At 36.3% G+C, this 18,434-nt stretch carries 16 protein-coding genes and 2 pseudogenes; all 18 read left to right on the top strand.

Annotation, left to right across the window (positions count from 1 at the left end; translation table 11 throughout):
* Positions 1 to 14 precede the first annotated feature (14 nt).
* The 18 genes and pseudogenes from ACW0JX_RS18370 (at position 15) to ACW0JX_RS18285 (ending at position 18,330) form a co-directional block, all read left to right on the top strand.
* Positions 15 to 1,100, top strand: coding sequence for a BMP family lipoprotein (locus ACW0JX_RS18370; protein ID WP_089171664.1), 1,086 nt, complete (start codon positions 15 to 17; stop codon positions 1,098 to 1,100).
* Between the two features lie 117 nt (positions 1,101 to 1,217).
* Entirely contained in the window at positions 1,218 to 2,750 is a 1,533-nt protein-coding gene (locus ACW0JX_RS18365) for an ABC transporter ATP-binding protein (protein WP_000456925.1), read from the top strand.
* On the top strand, positions 2,743 to 3,801 hold the full coding sequence (locus ACW0JX_RS18360) for an ABC transporter permease (protein WP_001085254.1): 1,059 nt from the start codon (positions 2,743 to 2,745) through the stop codon (positions 3,799 to 3,801). Before ACW0JX_RS18365 ends, ACW0JX_RS18360 begins: the two co-directional genes overlap by 8 nt.
* Positions 3,802 to 4,761 carry an ABC transporter permease gene (locus ACW0JX_RS18355; protein WP_000008857.1) on the top strand — a complete coding sequence of 320 codons (960 nt, stop codon included), beginning with the start codon at positions 3,802 to 3,804 and terminating at the stop codon, positions 4,759 to 4,761. It begins immediately after the preceding gene.
* Between the two features lie 209 nt (positions 4,762 to 4,970).
* Positions 4,971 to 6,245: an EF-P 5-aminopentanol modification-associated protein YfmF gene (gene yfmF, locus ACW0JX_RS18350; RefSeq protein ID WP_095690296.1), complete on the top strand. Its 1,275-nt coding sequence runs from the start codon at positions 4,971 to 4,973 to the stop codon at positions 6,243 to 6,245.
* The gene (gene yfmH, locus ACW0JX_RS18345; protein ID WP_000411277.1) at positions 6,246 to 7,532 is read left to right on the top strand and encodes an EF-P 5-aminopentanol modification-associated protein YfmH; all 1,287 of its coding nucleotides are present in this window, start codon (positions 6,246 to 6,248) and stop codon (positions 7,530 to 7,532) included.
* A 100-nt stretch (positions 7,533 to 7,632) separates the two neighbouring features.
* A complete protein-coding gene (ymfI, locus tag ACW0JX_RS18340; protein ID WP_000759626.1) occupies positions 7,633 to 8,346 on the top strand; it encodes an elongation factor P 5-aminopentanone reductase in 714 nt (237 codons plus the stop codon).
* A gap of 75 nt (positions 8,347 to 8,421) precedes the next feature.
* A complete protein-coding gene (locus ACW0JX_RS18335; RefSeq protein ID WP_000114444.1) occupies positions 8,422 to 8,670 on the top strand; it encodes a DUF3243 domain-containing protein in 249 nt (82 codons plus the stop codon).
* A gap of 138 nt (positions 8,671 to 8,808) precedes the next feature.
* Positions 8,809 to 9,594 (top strand): DUF3388 domain-containing protein, encoded by a 786-nt coding sequence (locus ACW0JX_RS18330; protein ID WP_000574107.1) that lies wholly within the window; start codon positions 8,809 to 8,811, stop codon positions 9,592 to 9,594.
* Positions 9,595 to 9,615: 21 nt separating this feature from the next.
* Positions 9,616 to 10,527 (top strand): helix-turn-helix domain-containing protein, encoded by a 912-nt coding sequence (locus ACW0JX_RS18325; protein WP_000137474.1) that lies wholly within the window; start codon positions 9,616 to 9,618, stop codon positions 10,525 to 10,527.
* Positions 10,528 to 10,590: 63 nt separating this feature from the next.
* A complete protein-coding gene (gene pgsA / locus ACW0JX_RS18320) occupies positions 10,591 to 11,169 on the top strand; it encodes a CDP-diacylglycerol--glycerol-3-phosphate 3-phosphatidyltransferase (protein WP_001052977.1) in 579 nt (192 codons plus the stop codon).
* A gap of 20 nt (positions 11,170 to 11,189) precedes the next feature.
* Positions 11,190 to 12,428, top strand: coding sequence for a competence/damage-inducible protein A (locus tag ACW0JX_RS18315; protein ID WP_095690298.1), 1,239 nt, complete (start codon positions 11,190 to 11,192; stop codon positions 12,426 to 12,428).
* Between the two features lie 144 nt (positions 12,429 to 12,572).
* Positions 12,573 to 13,181 (top strand): annotated as a pseudogene (gene recA / locus ACW0JX_RS18310) (recombinase RecA); the annotation flags it as partial.
* Positions 13,182 to 13,508: 327 nt separating this feature from the next.
* Positions 13,509 to 13,931 (top strand): annotated as a pseudogene (locus tag ACW0JX_RS18305) (recombinase RecA family protein); the annotation flags it as partial.
* A 483-nt stretch (positions 13,932 to 14,414) separates the two neighbouring features.
* The gene (gene rny / locus ACW0JX_RS18300) at positions 14,415 to 15,980 is read left to right on the top strand and encodes a ribonuclease Y (protein WP_000099769.1); all 1,566 of its coding nucleotides are present in this window, start codon (positions 14,415 to 14,417) and stop codon (positions 15,978 to 15,980) included.
* 162 nt (positions 15,981 to 16,142) lie between these two features.
* Complete coding sequence (locus ACW0JX_RS18295) at positions 16,143 to 16,937, top strand: TIGR00282 family metallophosphoesterase (RefSeq protein ID WP_001221097.1); 795 nt, start codon at positions 16,143 to 16,145, stop codon at positions 16,935 to 16,937.
* A 149-nt stretch (positions 16,938 to 17,086) separates the two neighbouring features.
* Positions 17,087 to 17,347 carry a stage V sporulation protein SpoVS gene (gene spoVS / locus ACW0JX_RS18290; RefSeq protein ID WP_000404341.1) on the top strand — a complete coding sequence of 87 codons (261 nt, stop codon included), beginning with the start codon at positions 17,087 to 17,089 and terminating at the stop codon, positions 17,345 to 17,347.
* A 59-nt stretch (positions 17,348 to 17,406) separates the two neighbouring features.
* Positions 17,407 to 18,330, top strand: coding sequence for a dipeptidase (locus ACW0JX_RS18285; protein WP_000688047.1), 924 nt, complete (start codon positions 17,407 to 17,409; stop codon positions 18,328 to 18,330).
* The last annotated feature ends 104 nt before the right edge of the window (positions 18,331 to 18,434 follow it).

The raw sequence follows: 18,434 nt of genomic DNA, 5'->3' as shown, positions 1-18,434 counted from the left end.
GAGGGGTTTCTAGTATGAAGAAAAAAGCAGGTCTTTTATTATCATTAACATTAGTAGCAAGTACAGTTTTAGGTGCATGTGGTAACTCGGATAAGGCGAGCAGTGACAAGAAAGACACGAAAGACAATAAAGACTTCAAGGTTGGTCTCGTAACAGATGTTGGGGGCGTTGATGATAAATCATTTAACCAATCTTCTTGGGAAGGGTTACAAAAGTTTGGTAAAGATAATGGTTTAAAAGAAAAGACAAATTATCGTTACCTTCAGTCTGAAAAAGAAGCTGATTATATTCCGAATTTAAAAAAATTCTCAAAAGATAAATATGATTTAACTTTCGGAATTGGTTATAAATTAGAAGGTGCAATTAAAGAAGTTGCAAAAGAATCTTCAAAACAACAATTTGCAATTGTAGATACTGTTGTAGATGCACCGAACGTAACGAGCATTACATTTAAAGATCATGAAGGATCATTCCTTGTAGGTGCGGTAGCAGCTATGTCAACAAAATCGAATAAAGTAGGATTTGTTGGTGGAATGAAGAGTGATTTAATTAGTAAATTTGAAAATGGATTTAAAGCTGGTGCAAAGGCAGTAAATCCAAACATTGAAATCGTATCTGAATATGCAGAAGCATTCGATAAGCCTGAAAAAGGTACAGTTCTTGCTTCAGCAATGTACGGTCAAGGCGTAGATGTAATTTATCATGCTGCTGGTGGTACAGGTAACGGTGTGTTCACTGAAGCGAAAAATCGTAAGAAAAAAGGTGAAAATGTTTGGGTAATCGGTGTTGACCGTGACCAACATCAAGAAGGTATGCCTGAAAATGTAACATTAACTTCAATGATAAAACGCGTTGATGTAGCTGTAGAAAAAGTAGCTAAAGAAGCAAAAGATGGAAAGTTAAAAGGTGGAAAAATTGAAGCGTTTGGCTTAAAAGATGACGGTATTGGTATTTCAAAAACAACTGATAACGTGAAAAAAGTTAACCCTGAAATTTTAACAAAAGTAGAAGAATTTGAAAAGAAAATTACAGACGGTGAAATTAAAGTACCGGCTACAGATAAAGAGTATAAAGAATATGAAGCTTCTCTAAAAAAATAAATAGAGAAATAGCAAAGGTTAGTTCATAGAACTAACCTTTGTATGTATAAAACTTCCGAATTGCTTAATAAGTTAATAGTGTAATAGGGAATGTTCCCTGTTAAAAGGAGGAACACAATGGAATACGTAATTGAGATGAATAACATTACGAAAGTATTCCCAGGCATTGTAGCGAATGATGATATTACGCTGCAAGTAAAGCAGGGTGAGATACATGCTTTACTTGGAGAAAATGGTGCAGGGAAATCCACATTGATGAATGTACTATTTGGTTTGTACCAACCAGAACAAGGTGAAATTAAAATTAAAGGAAAGTCTGTAAACATTACCAATCCGAATGTGGCAAATGACCTTGGTATTGGAATGGTTCATCAGCACTTTATGCTTGTTCATAATTTTACAGTTACAGAAAATATTATTCTCGGAAATGAACCGAAGAAAAAAGGGAAAATTGCTGTTGAGGAAGCTGCTAAAGAAATTCAAAAACTGTCTGAACAATACGGTTTAGCTGTAGATCCATATGCGAAAATACAGGATATTTCAGTTGGTATGCAACAGCGTGTTGAGATTTTGAAAACTCTTTACCGCGGTGCAGAAATTTTAATATTTGATGAACCGACAGCTGTGTTAACACCGCAAGAAATTCATGAGCTAATTCAAATTATGAAAAAGCTTGTGCAAGAAGGAAAATCTATTGTTCTTATTACACATAAGTTGAAAGAAATTATGGAAGTTTGCGATCGTTGTACGATTATTCGTAAAGGAAAAGGAATTGGAACGGTTGACGTTGCAAATACGGATGAAAATAAACTTGCAGAATTAATGGTCGGACGTCAAGTGAATTTTAAAACAGAAAAAATAGACGCGAAACCAAAAGAAGAGGTACTTTCAATTGCAAACCTTGTTGTTCACGATGCACGTCAACTACCTGCTGTAAAAGGCCTTGACTTAACTGTTCGTGCGGGGGAAATTGTTGGGATTGCAGGGATTGATGGAAACGGACAAAGTGAATTAATAGAAGCAATTACTGGTTTACGAAAAGTTGAGTCAGGTTCTATTGCAATTAAAGGGAAAGAAATAACAAATTGGCCTGTTAGAAGAATAACAGAAGAAGGAATTGGTCATATTCCAGAAGATCGTCATAAACACGGACTCGTCCTTGATTTTTCTGTTAGAGATAATATAGTTCTGCAAACGTACTATAAGAATCCGTTTTCAAAGAAAGGGATTTTAAATTTCAGCAAAATTACAGAAAAAGCAAAGGCTCTTATTGAACAGTTTGATGTACGTACACCTAGTGAGCAAACGTTAGCACGCGCTCTATCTGGGGGAAATCAACAAAAAGCAATTATTGCACGTGAAGTAGACCGTGATCCAGATTTATTAATCGCAGCACAGCCAACACGTGGTTTAGATGTAGGAGCAATTGAATTTATTCATAAGAGATTAATAGAGCAAAGGGATAAAGGAAAAGGTGTATTACTTTTATCACTAGAGTTAGATGAAATCTTAAATGTTAGCGATCGAATTGCTGTTATTTATGAAGGGAAAATTGTAGCAATAGTTGATGCGAAAGAAACGAATGAACAACAGCTTGGATTGTTAATGGCTGGAGGAACAAAGAAGGAGCAGGTGGGTACCAATGGCTAAAAAACTTTTAACAGAGCGAACGATAAATATTTTAGTCCCAGTACTATCCGTTATTTTCGGCTTACTTGTCGGAGCGATTGTAATGCTAGTTAGTGGCTATGATCCAATTGTTGGTTATAGTGCACTTTGGACGGGCATGTTCGGTAGCGCAAGTGCGATTGGTGAAACGCTTCGTACAATGATACCGCTTATTCTTGCTGGTTTATCAGTGGCGTTTGCATTTCGTACAGGTTTATTTAATATCGGGGTGGAGGGTCAATTGTTAGTTGGTTGGCTTGCAGCGGTTTGGTTCGGTTATGCAGTTTCACTACCAGCGTTCCTTCATATTCCATTATCTATTTTATTCGCAGCATTGGTGGGCGGAATTTGGGGCTTCATTCCGGGATATTTAAAAGGGAAGTTTCAAGTGAATGAAGTTATTGTAACCATTATGATGAACTATATCGCGTTGTATGTAACGTATGACATTATTAAGCGTTTCTTACATGCGGGTAATGACAAAACGTATGATATTAAAGAGAGTGCGTCACTATCTTCAGACTGGCTTGCTTCTATTACTGATGGTTCGCGTCTTCACTGGGGAATTATTGTAGCAATATTAATCGCTATTTTAATGTGGTTCTTATTAGATCGAACAACTTTAGGCTACGAATTAAAGTCGGTAGGATTTAATCAGCATGCTTCTCAATATGCAGGTATGAAAGTTTCTCGTAATGTAGTATTCTCCATGACAATTGCTGGTGCATTTGCGGGGATTGGTGGAGCGATGGAAGGATTAGGAACATTCCAGAGTATGACAGCGATGTCTTCGTTTACAGGAGTAGGATTTGATGGGATTGCTGTAGCATTACTTGGAGGGAATAATCCGTTTGGGATAATCCTTTCAGCTTTATTATTTGGTGGTTTGAAAAGTGCTTCCCCTCAAATGAACTTTGAGGCAGATGTACCATCAGAGCTTATTAATGTAATTATTGCATGTATCATCTTCTTTGTTGCATGTAGTTATGTGTTAAGATGGGCGCTTACACGCATGAGCAAGGAGGGGAAATAAATGAGCTTTTTAGATATATTAGCCATTCTTGTGACGGGTACGTTATATACATCGGCACCTATCATTTTCACAGCACTAGGTGGAGTATTTAGTGAACGATCGGGTGTTGTAAATATCGGATTAGAAGGACTAATGCTATTTGGTGCATTTATTGGAGTTGTTACAAACTTATTAATGGGTGATACTTGGGGAACGATGACTCCGTGGATTGCGTTATTATTTGCGGCAATTGGTAGTGGATTATTTGCATTACTTCATGCGGTAGCCTCTATTACATTCCGAGCAGATCAAGTTGTAAGTGGTGTAGCAATTAACTTCTTATCTCTTGGTTTAACGGTATTTGCAATTAAGAAGATTTTTGATAAAGGGCAGACTGACTTTATTCAGTATCGTATTGAAAAGATTGATATTCCAGGCCTTTCGGATATTCCGGTTTTAGGGAAAATATTTTTCTCGAACGTACCAATAACGTCGTATATTGCCATTATTTTAGCATTCGTTGTTTGGTATGTTATTTATAAAACACCGTTCGGTCTTCGTCTACGTGCTGTTGGTGAACACCCAATGGCAGCGGATACGATGGGGATTAACGTATATAAAATGCGCTATATTGGAGTCTGTATTTCAGGAGTGTTTGCTGGAATTGGTGGAGCGATTTTTGCAATGTCAATTTCTAATAACTTCTCAGGGGCAACTATTACAGGACAAGGTTTCTTAGCTTTAGCTGCTATGATTTTTGGAAAGTGGAATCCACTAGGCGCACTAGGTGCAGCTCTATTCTTTGGTTTTGCACAATCTCTTAGTGTAACGGGCGGAACAATTCCTGTATTAGATCAAATTCCAAGTGTTTTATTAACGATATTACCATATGTATTCACAATATTAGCGCTTGTTGGTTTTGTAGGTCGTTCTGAAGCTCCGAAAGCATTAGGAACTCCTTATGAAAAAGGAAAACGATAAGTATTTTATAAGTATAAAAAAGCTCGCACATTAGTGTGGGCTTTTTTACATAGAATATATTTAATACGGAATTTTACTATGTTCCTTACATATTAAAGTTTTTAGAAAGAATCATATGTAAGCATAATAAGGGAGAAAAGTTGATTTTTTATTTCTAAAAACTGTATATTGAAGAGGAATATTCCTATATACGTAAAGGAGGGCTATAAATGAAACTAATGGAACAACAACTACATGAGTTAGGTGGTTTGCGTCTACATATTATTCCGACTGATAAATATAAAACGAATACCTTTGTATTTCGTTTTAAAGCGCCTTTAAATGAGGAGACGGTGACAGAGCGTGCCCTATTGCCATACGTATTGCAAAGTGCGACAGAAAAATTACCTTCTGTAATTCGTCTTCGTCAATATTTAGAAGAATTATACGGATCTTCTTTAGCAGTAGATGTAAGTAAAAAAGGGGAAGACCATATTATCTCCATTTATGTAGACATTGCAAATGAAGTATATTTACATGATGCACCACCGTTATTTGAAAAAGCGCTTTCTATGTTGTCGGATATTGTGTTACATCCAGCGACGGAGGGGAACGGTTTCCTACCTTCTATCGTAGAAAGTGAAAAAAGAGCACTGTTACAGAGAATTGAAGCTACTTATGACGATAAAATGCGTTATGCAAACGAGCGTTTAATTGAAGAAATGTGCAAAGTAGAACCGTATCGTTTAAGTGCAAATGGAAAAAAAGAGAGTGTTGCTTCTATTACAAATGAAAGTCTGTATCAATATTATCAAAAGGTGTTAGCGGAAGATGAGATGGATCTATATATTATTGGTGATATTTCAGAAAACGCCGTTGATCTTGTAAGTAAGTATTTTTCTATTTCAGCTCGTCCAGTGAGAGAAAGAAATGTACTCCTTCATAGACGAAATAATGAAGAAAAAGAAGTTGTTGAAAAACAAGAATTAAAACAAAGTAAATTACACATCGGTTATCGTACATTTGTCACATATAAAGATGAAGATTATTTTGCATTGCAATTGTTCAATGGATTGTTTGGTGGTTTTTCTCATTCGAAGTTATTCGTAAATGTGCGTGAAAAAAATAGTTTAGCGTACTATGCAGCATCGCGCTTTGAAAGTCATAAAGGTTTATTATTTGTTATGTCAGGAATTGAAGCGAAAAATTATGAAAAAGCAGTTGAGATTATTAAAGAACAAATGCTTGCGATGCAAAACGGAGAGTTTTCTGAAGAAGAAATACATCAAACAAAAAGTGTCATCCAAAATCAAATATTAGAGGCGATTGATACACCGCGTGGATTTGTAGAAATGCTATATCATGGTATTATTTCAGATCGTACACGTCCAGTTGAAGAATGGCTTACAGGTATAGAAAGTGTGACAAAAGAAGAAATTGTAAAAGTTGCTAAAAATATTGAACTAGATACAATTTACTTTTTACAAGGAACGGAGGGAGAGTAAATGGAGAAAATTATTTATGAGCAATTAAAAGAAACACTCTATTATGAAAAACTTCCTAATGGATTAGATGTATATGTTTTACCGAAACAAGGATTTAATAAAACATTTGCGACGTTTACGACGAAATATGGTTCAGTAGATAATACATTTGTACCATTAGGGAAAGAAGAAATGATTCGTGTACCTGATGGGATTGCACATTTTCTTGAGCATAAATTATTTGAAAAAGAAGATCACGATGCCTTCCAATTGTTTAGTAAACAAGGAGCATCGGCAAATGCTTTTACATCCTTCACACGAACAGCTTACCTTTTTTCATGTACTTCAAACGTAGAACAAAATTTAAATACATTACTAAACTTTGTGCAAGAGCCTTATTTCTCTGAAAAAACAGTTGAAAAAGAGAAGGGGATTATTGGGCAAGAAATTCAAATGTATCAAGATAACCCAGATTGGCGTTTGTACTTTGGGTTAATTGATAGCTTGTTTGTAAAACACCCAATTAAAATTGATATTGCAGGGACAATCGAATCTATTAGTAAAATTACGAAAGATTTATTATATGAATGTTATGAAACATTTTATCATCCGAGCAATATGTTATTATTTGTTGTGGGTGCAATTGATCCAGAGAAAACAATGGATTTAGTACGTGAAAATCAAGCAAAAAAAGATTATAAAAACCAGCCAGAAATTGTGCGTTCATTTGAAGAGGAACCAAATGAGGTAAATGAAAAGAAAAAAATTATTTCAATGCCTGTGCAAACACCGAAATGTTTAGTTGGTATTAAAGCGACTAATTTAAAAGAAAAAGGGCAAGCGCTTTTAAAACAAGAAATTGCGCTTACGTTACTTTTAGATTATTTATTTGGAAAAAGTTCTGTTCATTACGAAGCTTTATATAATGAAGGGCTTATTGATGATTCATTCTCGTATGACTATACAGAAGAAAATAACTTCGGTTTTGCAATGGTTGGCGGTGATACGAAACAACCTGATGAATTGGCAGATCGTTTAAAAGATATTTTATTAAAAACAGATTATGATCAATTAGATGCGGCGGCATTAGAACGAGTGAAGAAAAAGAAAATTGGTGGTTTTTTACGCTCGTTGAATTCACCAGAATATATTGCAAATCAATTTACACGATATGCGTTTAATGAATCTAGTCTATTTGATGCATTGACTGTATTAGAAGGGCTAACCGTTCAGGACTTACAAGAAGTAGCAAAATTATTGTTATCAGAAGAAAAAATGAGTGTTTGTCAGGTGTTACCGAAAAAATAACATTTTAAAGATACCCTCATCTTATCATTGAAAAATTGTAAGATGAGGGTATTATTTAGTTGTGTGAAAAGTGAACTTGTAGAGATAAGAGAGGGAATTTATGAAAAAGTATGCGTTAGTAACTGGAGGGAGCGGAGGGATTGGCTCTGCTATTTCGAAACAATTAATTCAAGATGGATATACAGTTTATGTTCATTACAATAACAGTGAAGGAAAGGTATTGGAATTGCAGAAAGCATGGGGGGAAGTTATCCCTGTGCAAGCGAATTTGGCTTCTAGTGATGGAGCAGAGCAATTGTGGAGACAAATTGAACATCCTATTGATGTTATTGTATATGCAGCTGGGAAGAGTATTTTTGGACTAGTAACAGATGTAACAAACGATGAATTGGATTATATGGTAGAACTTCAAGTGAAGAACGTATATAAATTACTTTCAATGGCACTTCCGCCTATGATTGGGAGGAGAAGTGGTAATATTGTAATTGTTTCATCTATATGGGGACAAATAGGGGCTTCTTGTGAAGTGCTTTATTCAATGGTAAAAGGGGCGCAAAATTCATATGTGAAAGCTTTGGCGAAAGAAGTGTCTTTAAGTGGATTACGTGTGAATGCGGTAGCACCAGGAGCAATTGAAACGGAAATGTTAAGTGTTTTTTCTGAAGAAGATAAAATGGGAATTGCTGAAGATATACCATTAGGTAGAATAGGGTTACCAGAAGAAGTAGCAAAAACAGTTGCATTCCTCGTATCACCAGGAGCATCTTACATAACTGGACAAATCATCGGAGTGAATGGTGGTTGGCACTGTTAAAAATTTCTTACATAAAAAATGAACAGTTGCACAAATTAAGCATGATTTTATTACTCAATAGTGAGGTGCTTAATTATGTCAGTATTAGATAATTTTGATCAGTGGAAGAGCTTTTTAGGAGATCGTTTAGAGCAAGCGCAAGGAAAAGGTTTAGACGGCGGTGCGGTATCAGATATGGCATTTCGTGTTGGCGACTACCTTGCTAATGAAGTAGAAGGACGCAATGACCAAGAGAAATTATTAGCTGAGCTTTGGAAAGTTGCTGATGAACAGGAGCAACATACCATTGCAAACTTAATGGTTAAGTTTGTACAACATAAGTAAAAGTAGAGAGGAGATTCTCCTCTCTACTTTTTTTGTATAATAATTACACAGGATAGATTATACATTTAGCTTCCCTATTAAGGTGAAATCATATAATATAGTACGTAGGTGTAAAGTAAGCAAGGGGAGTGATCTTGGATGATTGAATGGTATTTTGAATATGAAATACATAAAAACCGACCTGGCTTGCTTGGTGACGTTTCTTCGTTAATCGGTATGCTCGGCATTAATATTGTCACAATTAATGGTGTAGATAATGCACGACGTGGGTTACTTCTTATGTGTGATAATCAAGAGCAAATCTCTAGACTTGAATCAATTTTAAATACGATGGATAACATAACGGTAACGAAATATCGTCCGCCCAAGCTAAGAGATAAGCTAGCGGTTAGGCATGGTAGGTACATACAACGAGATGCAGATGATAAGAAAACATTTCGATTTGTGCGTGATGAATTAGGCTTACTTGTAGACTTTATGGCAGAAATTATGAAAAAAGAAGGCCATAAACTAATTGGGATACGCGGAATGCCTCGTGTCGGAAAAACAGAATCCATTGTTGCTGCAAGTGTTTGTGCAAATAAAAGGTGGTTATTTGTATCATCTACTCTTATTAAGCAAACTGTTCGTAGTCAATTAATTGAAGATGAGTATAGCGATGACAATATTTTCATCCTAGATGGAATTGTGTCAACGAAGCGTGCTAACGAAAGACATTGGCAGCTCGTTCGTGAAATTATGAGATTGCCTGCAACAAAAGTTGTAGAACATCCTGATGTATTTGTGAGTCAGTCAGAATACACATTGGATGATTTTGATTATATTATCGAGTTGCGCAACGATTATGATGAAGAAATTCAATATAATTTAGTAGATGAAATTGAGCAAGGTACGCAAAATAATTTCTCTATGTTTGACTTTTAAAGAAATATTGAGGTGTTAGTAGTGACGGAATTGGGACAAAAGCTGAAAGAAGCAAGAGAAGCGAAAGGCTTGACTATTGATCAGCTGCATGAGATTACAAAAATTCAAAAACGCCATTTAGTGGCAATTGAAGAAGGCAATTATGATGTATTGCCAGGAGCTTTTTATGCGCGTGCATTCATTAAACAATACGCAGATGCGGTTGGATTAAATGGAGAGGAACTACTTGTAGAACATCAGAGTACGATACCACAATCTGAAAAGCGTGAAGTTCCACAAGTATCAACGGGACAAAAAACACAAGAAACAATGCAAAAATCTTCATCATGGCCAATTGCAGATCACATGCCGAAAATCTTAGTTGCGTTGTTAGTAATCGCAGTTGGAGTGGTAATCTGGTTTGTGTTTCAAGCGTTAACTGGAAAAGATGATGAAAAAGTTCCGAGTGCTCAAAGTGAGAAAATTGAAGTTCAAAAAGCAAAAGATTCTCCGTTAGATACGAAGAAAGATGAAGCGAAAGCGGAAGAGCCAAAAAAAGAGGAACCAAAGAAAGAAGAACCAAAGAAAGAAGAGCAACCAGCACCACCAACGGGACAGCAAGAAGTGAAAGTAGTTGGAACAACTGGTAAGGTATCTACTTTGGAAATTCATAATAATAAAACGTTAGAATTGGAAATCATAGCGAAGGGTACAAGCTATGTAGATGTTAAAGATGATGCGGGTAACGAAATTTTAAACACTACAGTACAAGGTGGTCAAACAGAAAAACGTGATGTATCAACATTAAAAGAAGTACGACTTAATATTGGAAATGCAACGAATGTTGAAGTTAAACTGAATGGCCAAGTGGTTGCTTTCCCATTGGACCCAGAAAAAGAACTTCACCAAAGATTGGTGATAAAAAACCAAGGGATAGGGCAACCTGCACAATAACAGTCATCGCTTCGATGACTTTTTTCAATGAACAAATGTTTTTGATATGATGGAGGAATAGCTGTGAATTTACCAAATAAAATTACAATATCTAGAATCTTCTTAATTCCAATTTTCATGGTAATTATGTTAGCGCCCTTTAATTGGGGTTCATACACAATTGGTGATGTTGATTTACCAATTCAACATTTAGTGGGGGCACTTATCTTTATCGTTGCTTCAGCTACAGATTGGATTGATGGACATTACGCAAGGAAGTATAATCTTGTAACGAACTTAGGAAAGTTTCTTGATCCGTTAGCTGATAAATTACTTGTTTCAGCAGCACTTATTACATTGGTAGAGATGCGATATGTACCGGCTTGGATTGTTATTGTAATTATCAGTCGTGAGTTTGCTGTAACAGGTTTACGTCTTGTACTTGCTGGAACAGGGGAAGTAGTTGCGGCAAATCAGCTAGGGAAAATTAAGACATGGACACAAATTATTGCGATTGCAGCATATTTATTACACGATGTACCTTTAAATTTAATCCATATTCCAGTTGCGGATATCTTCATATGGATTGCATTAATCTTTACTGTTATTTCAGGATGGGATTATTTCTGGAAAAATAGAGCTGCATTTGTAAACTCAAAATAGAAGTTTATGGGGGAATTGGGATGAATGCTGAGATTATTGCGGTTGGAACTGAATTATTACTTGGACAAATTGCAAATACAAATGCCCAGTTTTTATCTGAAAAGTTGGCTTCAATTGGAATTAACGTGTACTATCATACTGTTGTTGGTGATAATAATAAGCGACTGCAAAAGGCAATTGAAGCTGCGGAAGAACGTGCTGATATCCTTATTTTTACAGGTGGGTTGGGACCGACAAAAGATGATTTAACGAAAGAAACAATAGCGACTAGTTTAGATGAAAAGCTTGTGTATGATGAAAAGGCATTAGCCTTAATAAGTAATTACTTTAAGCGTACAGGCCGTGAATTTACGGAGAATAATAAAAAGCAAGCGCTCGTTTTAAATGGAGCAACAGTATTTGCAAATGACCACGGTATGGCGCCGGGTATGGGGGTAAATAAGAACGGAAAAGTTTATATTTTATTACCAGGGCCGCCAAAAGAAATGAAACCAATGTATGTAAGTTACGTAGAGCCTTTTTTACGTAATTTTACAACAGGAGAAAACATTTATTCACGTGTGCTTCGTTTCTTCGGTATTGGGGAGTCCCAATTAGAGGTGAAAGTTCAAGATTTAATTGATGGACAAACAAACCCAACAATTGCCCCGCTAGCAAATGATGGAGAAGTGACATTACGTTTAACTGCTAAGCATCAAAATGTTAGCGAAGCGGAGAAACTAATTCAACATGTGGAAGATTTGATTTTAGAAAGAGTAGGAGAATTTTTCTACGGATATGACCAAGAATTTTTGCATTATAAGGCAATCGAGTTATTGAAGAGAAAAGGGTTAACTTTAGCATGTGCAGAAAGTTTAACAGGTGGTCTTTTTGGAAATCAAGTAACTGAAAATGCTGGTGTTTCTTCTGTATTTAAGGGCGGTGTCATTTGTTATCATAATGATGTGAAGCAACATGTTTTACGTGTGCCTGAAGAAGTATTGCATACTGATGGTGCAGTTAGTAAGGAATGTGCTCGTTATCTTGCTGAAAATGTTAAGGATTTATTAAAAGCGGATATCGGAATTAGTTTCACTGGGGTAGCAGGGCCAGATGCTTCAGAACAGAAAGAGCCAGGAACAGTATTTGTTGGATTAGCGATTAAAGGTGAACAAACTGCAGTCGTTCCTCTTAATTTAAGTGGAAGTCGTCAACAAATTAGAGAACGATCAGCAAAATATGGATTTTATCATTTATATAAAAAGCTAGAAGAGATATAAGTCTCTTCTAGCTTTTTTTATAGTTAAATTCCGTATTTGTGTGATGGAAAATAAAAAAATCGAATAAATGTTCGATTTTTGTTGGCAAATTGAATTGAAAATAGGTATAATAAGATTAGCAATTCAGTTAAGGAGGAATTTTGAATGAGTGATCGTCAAGCGGCATTAGATATGGCGTTAAAACAAATAGAGAAGCAATTCGGTAAAGGTTCAATTATGAAATTAGGAGAACAAGCGGAACGTAGAATTTCTACAATTTCAAGTGGTTCTTTAGCACTTGATGTGGCGCTAGGGGTAGGCGGATACCCACGTGGCCGTATTATCGAAATTTACGGACCTGAAAGTTCAGGTAAAACGACAGTTTCATTACATGCAATTGCAGAAGTACAACGTCAAGGTGGACAAGCAGCATTCATCGATGCGGAGCACGCAATGGATCCTGTATATGCACAAAAATTAGGCGTTAACATAGATGAATTACTATTATCACAGCCTGATACAGGGGAGCAAGGATTAGAAATCGCAGAAGCACTTGTACGAAGTGGTGCGGTTGACATTATCGTAATTGACTCTGTAGCAGCTCTTGTACCGAAAGCAGAGATTGAAGGAGACATGGGTGACTCACACGTAGGTTTACAAGCACGTTTAATGTCACAAGCACTTCGTAAGCTTTCAGGAGCAATCAACAAATCAAAAACAATTGCAATCTTTATCAACCAAATTCGTGAAAAAGTTGGGGTTATGTTCGGAAATCAACTACAAGTTGCTTAATCGAAAAGATTAAGGAGTTTACCATGGGTTTCCCTTGCTAGTGATAGCATGTTAAAAAACCTTGTGAACCTTATTGCCTAAGGGTGTAACTATCCATATAGTTGCTAACGGTGAAGCCCACCATTATTTAGGGTAATACCGTGCCAAGCTCCATAGTGATATGGGGAAGGTGTAGAGACTACCGAAAAGGACTTTTAGTTAACTGAGTAGGGTACGGCAGATGATAGGCTACTGCTGGAAGTGCAAGGCTCTCTGTAAAGAGATGAAGAGATAGTCCAGACTATAGAGATGGAAAATCTATAGATAGTGCCAGAAACAACTCCGGGTGGTCGTGCGTTGAAATTCTATTCAACTGTTCGTCTTGAAGTGCGTCGTGCGGAGCAATTAAAGCAAGGTAACGACATCGTTGGTAATAAAACAAAAGTAAAAGTAGTGAAAAATAAAGTAGCGCCACCATTCCGTGTTGCTGAAGTTGATATTATGTACGGAGAAGGTATTTCAAGAGAAGGTGAAATCTTGGATATGGCTTCTGAGCTTGATATCGTTCAAAAGAGCGGTGCTTGGTATTCTTATAATGAAGAACGTTTAGGACAAGGTCGTGAAAATTCGAAGCAATTTTTAAAAGAGAATACGGACTTAAGAGAGGAAATTGCCTTCTTTGTTCGTGATCATCACGGAATTGGTGAAGATTCTGGTGTGGAAGACACGGAAGATTCAACTCTTCAAGATTAAAAAATAAAAGACACGGGTCCCGTGTCTTTTATTTTTTTACCTTCTATTAAAGGGGTATCTATCGTAGTGATTAAAATATTTTTTTGACTCAAATGGGATGTGTAAAGAGGAATATTCATGCGTTTTAAGGGAATAAAATGGTATTTACTAAGGTTTTCCAGGATAATATGCTATCAATTTTTCAAATTCAGATAACATTCAGGACTGAAGGTAAAGAAAGTAAAAGTAGACAACGCTTGACAATGAAAATTACGATAGATACAATGAGAATGTATATTTTTTCTTATATACGATATACTCTTCTCAAGAAGAGAAGTAATATTCGGAGTAAGGTTTAAAACTTACCGAAATAATAATATGACATTTTAATTGTGAAATGAAGAAAGTCCCTTAAAAAAGCGGGACGACGGTCTTTGCTGTATGTTGTAATTTAATGTACATGCCGACAGTCTTTTTTCATTCATAGCAAGGGGAGGTGAAATCATGAGTAGTACAGTTTGGATACTCATCTCCATTTTGCTTGCAACAACAGTCGGTGCAGTTGTTGGCTTTTTTGTTCGAAAGTCTATTGCTGAAGCGAAGATTAATGGTGCGGCTAATGAAGCGAAACGTATTCTAGACGAAGCGAATCGTGAGGCTGAAGCACTTAAGAAAGAAGCGCTTTTAGAAGCAAAGGATGAAATTCATACACTTCGTACAGAAGCTGAATTAGAAATTCGTGACCGTAGAAGCGAATTACAAAAACAAGAAAATCGTTTAATGCAAAAAGAAGAGAACCTTGATCGTAAAGACGAAACGCTCGATAAACGCGAGCAGCAGTTAGAGAAGAAAGAGGATTCTCTTGTAGCGAGACAACAACAGATTGAAGAGTTGGAAAGCAAAGTGGGAGAGTTAGTTCAAAAGCAACAAACAGAATTAGAGCGCATTTCCAATCTGACACGCGAACAAGCGAAAGCAATTATTCTTGGTAAAGTAGAAAATGAAGTTTCTCATGAAATCGCTGTTATGGTAAAAGAAAGTGAAGTTCGCGCGAAAGAAGAAGCGGATAAGAAAGCAAAAGAGATTTTATCTCTTGCAATGCAAAGATGTGCAGCTGATCATGTTGCTGAAACAACCGTTTCGGTTGTAAATCTTCCAAATGACGAAATGAAGGGACGTATTATCGGGCGTGAAGGTCGTAATATTCGTACGTTAGAAACGTTAACGGGTATTGACTTAATTATCGATGATACACCAGAGGCGGTAATCCTTTCTGGATTCGATCCAATTCGTCGTGAAACAGCTCGTATCGCTCTTGATAAACTAGTACAGGACGGACGTATTCACCCAGCGCGTATTGAAGAGATGGTCGAAAAATCAAGACGTGAAGTGGACGAGTATATTCGCGAAGTCGGAGAGCAAACAACGTTTGAAGTGGGTGTTCATGGATTACACCCAGATTTAATTAAAATTTTAGGTCGTTTAAAATACCGTACAAGTTATGGACAAAACGTCTTAAAACACTCTATGGAAGTTGCATATTTAACTGGACTTATGGCAGCAGAGCTTGGCGAGGATGAAAAACTAGCAAGACGTGCTGGTCTATTACATGATATCGGAAAAGCGATTGACCATGAAGTAGAAGGTAGCCACGTTGAAATTGGTGTTGAACTCGCAACGAAATATAAAGAGCATCCTGTAGTTATAAACAGTATCGCATCTCACCATGGTGACACAGAACCAACTTCTATCATTGCAGTTTTAGTTGCAGCAGCAGATGCTTTATCAGCTGCAAGACCGGGAGCTCGTAGTGAAACGCTTGAAAACTACATTCGTCGTCTTGAAAAGTTAGAAGAGATTTCAGAGTCTTATGAAGGCGTTGAAAAATCATTTGCAATTCAAGCAGGACGTGAAGTTCGTATTTTGGTAAAACCAGATACAATCGATGATTTAGAAGCTCATCGTTTAGCTCGTGATATCCGAAAACGTATTGAAAATGAACTGGATTACCCAGGACATATTAAAGTAACTGTTATTCGTGAAACACGTGCAGTGGAATACGCAAAATAAAGTGGTGAAACACCACTTTATTTTTTTGTGTTGGAATTGGATAAAATAAAGACAGTTAGTTATATAGCGTAAAAGTGAAACAAACTTATAATAAACATATTATAAGGAATTTCCTTAATGCTATAGCAATAAAAAATGCAGTACATAGAAAGGGTAAGACATATGAGAATATTATTTGTTGGGGATGTAGTAGGATCTCCTGGTAGAGGTATGATTCAACAATACGTACCGGCATTAAAGAAAAAATATACACCTACAGTAACAATCATTAATGGAGAAAACGCAGCAGGTGGCCGTGGGATTACAGAAAAAATATATCGAAACTTTTTAGAGTGTGGGGCGCAAGCAGTTACACTTGGAAACCATGCTTGGGATAATCGTGAAGTATTTGAATTCATCGATGATGCAAAATATCTTGCAAGACCAGCTAACTTCCCAGAAGGAACTCCAGGAAAAGGACTTATCTTTGTGAACTGTAATGGAACAGAAGTTGCAGTTATTAACTTACAAGGACGTACTTTCCTTCCTCCGATTGATTGTCCATTCCGTAAAGTGGATGAATTAATTAATATTGCGAAAAAACGTACGAATATTATCTTTGTTGATTTCCATGCGGAGACTACAAGTGAAAAACAAGCGCTAGGTTGGTATGTAGATGGACGTGCTACAGCAGTAGTAGGTACGCATACGCATGTCCCTACAGCGGATAACCGTATTTTACCAAGCGGAACGGCATATATTACAGATGTTGGGATGACAGGGCCATATGATGGAATATTAGGTATGGACCGAGAAGCGGTATTGAAGAAGTTTTTAACGAACTTACCGGTACGATTTGAAGTAACAAGTGGTAGAACGCAATTAAGTGCAGTGTTAATTGATGTGGATCCAAATACAGGAAAAGCAAAGAAAATTGAGCGCATTTTAATTAATGACGATCAACCATTTTTTGAGTAAATTTCCGTTAAATTTTAGATAAGTTATTATATTTTAATTTTTTAGAAAAATTACGAAAATTTAGCAGGAATACGCGCCATTCCTCGTGAATATAAGTTAAAGTGAAATAATTGCTAATACTTTTTAAAGAAACGAGGAGGAAACGCGGAATGGAAATATTAAAAGTTAAAGCAACGTCGGTCCCTAATTCTGTAGCTGGTGCACTTGCAGGTGTTATTCGCGAACGCGGAACAGCAGAAATTCAAGCTATTGGTGCAGGTGCATTGAACCAAGCGGTAAAGGCAGTAGCAATCGCAAGAGGATTTGTAGCGCCTAGTGGTTTGGACCTGATTTGTATCCCAGCGTTTACAGATATTATGATTGATGGCGAAGAGCGTACAGCAATAAAATTAATTGTAGAACCTCGTTAAGTTTTAAACAACCTGTTTGCAGTATGCAAACAGGTTGTTTTTATAATGGAGGAATGAAAATGAAAATTTTTGATGCTCATTGTGACGTGCTTCTTCAGTTATGGAGTGCACAAGGGAAAAGGAATTTTAACGATGATTCACAATTACATATTACATTTGAACAGTTAAAGAGAAGAAAAGGAAGTATACAATGTTTTGCTATATATGTACCAGAAACAGTGGCATATGAAAACCGATTTGAAGCAGCATTACAAATGGTAGATATTTTTTATAATGAAATTTTATCCCTACCAGGTGTAAAGTTTATTCAGACAAAAGATGATATTAACATGTTAAAACAGGACGAGGTTGGAGCGATATTAACACTAGAAGGATGCGAAGCAATTGGAAAAGAAGCAATGAAATTACGGTTGTTGTATCGCCTAGGAGTACGTTCTTTTGGACTAACATGGAATTATGCCAATCTCTTAGCTGATGGTGCGCTAGAGACACGTGGGGCGGGTTTAACGAATTTTGGTAAACAGGTTGTACAAGAACTGAATGCGCTACATGTATGGACTGATGTGTCTCATCTAAATGAAAGAAGTTTTTGGGATGTTATAGAGATTGCAAAAAATCCTATTGCTTCCCACTCAAATTGTATGAAACTTTGCGAGCACCCACGTAATTTAAACGATGAACAACTTAAAGCTCTTATAAAGAAAAATGGCATGATCGGTGTCACTTTTGTACCGCAGTTTCTAACAAGTGAAAGGCAAGCAAATATAACTGATATCATAAAACATATCGAATATATTTGCTCGCTAGGTGGAGAAAACAATATAGGGTTTGGTTCAGATTTTGATGGGATTGTAGATACGGTTGTCAATGTATCTGCCTATGGAGATTATGAAAATGTCATGAATGAGCTTTATAAATACTATGCTGCATCTACTGTAGAAAGATTTTTATATGATAATTTTGTTGAACATATGAGTTTTTAAGTTTGTGGTTTAAAATTCAGAAAAATTAAAATTAATTCATTTGATTTTATTGCTTTTTTTAAGACCTAATACTAGAATGAAAAACAAAATAGCTTTATACTAAA

This window comes from Bacillus sp. C-3-6, assembly GCF_054509685.1.
This window is presented reverse-complemented; position numbering and strand designations above follow the sequence as displayed.

Excerpts from the sequence above, each read along its gene's own strand:
- ACW0JX_RS18370 (WP_089171664.1), top strand. The coding sequence starts at position 15 with ATGAAGAAAAAAGCAGGTCTTTTATTATCATTAACATTAGTAGCAAGT.
- ACW0JX_RS18365 (WP_000456925.1), top strand. The coding sequence starts at position 1,218 with ATGGAATACGTAATTGAGATGAATAACATTACGAAAGTATTCCCAGGC.
- ACW0JX_RS18360 (WP_001085254.1), top strand. The coding sequence starts at position 2,743 with ATGGCTAAAAAACTTTTAACAGAGCGAACGATAAATATTTTAGTCCCA.
- ACW0JX_RS18355 (WP_000008857.1), top strand. The coding sequence starts at position 3,802 with ATGAGCTTTTTAGATATATTAGCCATTCTTGTGACGGGTACGTTATAT.
- yfmF (WP_095690296.1), top strand. The coding sequence starts at position 4,971 with ATGAAACTAATGGAACAACAACTACATGAGTTAGGTGGTTTGCGTCTA.
- yfmH (WP_000411277.1), top strand. The coding sequence starts at position 6,246 with ATGGAGAAAATTATTTATGAGCAATTAAAAGAAACACTCTATTATGAA.
- ymfI (WP_000759626.1), top strand. The coding sequence starts at position 7,633 with ATGAAAAAGTATGCGTTAGTAACTGGAGGGAGCGGAGGGATTGGCTCT.
- ACW0JX_RS18335 (WP_000114444.1), top strand. The coding sequence starts at position 8,422 with ATGTCAGTATTAGATAATTTTGATCAGTGGAAGAGCTTTTTAGGAGAT.
- ACW0JX_RS18330 (WP_000574107.1), top strand. The coding sequence starts at position 8,809 with ATGATTGAATGGTATTTTGAATATGAAATACATAAAAACCGACCTGGC.
- ACW0JX_RS18315 (WP_095690298.1), top strand. The coding sequence starts at position 11,190 with ATGAATGCTGAGATTATTGCGGTTGGAACTGAATTATTACTTGGACAA.
- rny (WP_000099769.1), top strand. The coding sequence starts at position 14,415 with ATGAGTAGTACAGTTTGGATACTCATCTCCATTTTGCTTGCAACAACA.
- ACW0JX_RS18295 (WP_001221097.1), top strand. The coding sequence starts at position 16,143 with ATGAGAATATTATTTGTTGGGGATGTAGTAGGATCTCCTGGTAGAGGT.
- spoVS (WP_000404341.1), top strand. The coding sequence starts at position 17,087 with ATGGAAATATTAAAAGTTAAAGCAACGTCGGTCCCTAATTCTGTAGCT.
- ACW0JX_RS18285 (WP_000688047.1), top strand. The coding sequence starts at position 17,407 with ATGAAAATTTTTGATGCTCATTGTGACGTGCTTCTTCAGTTATGGAGT.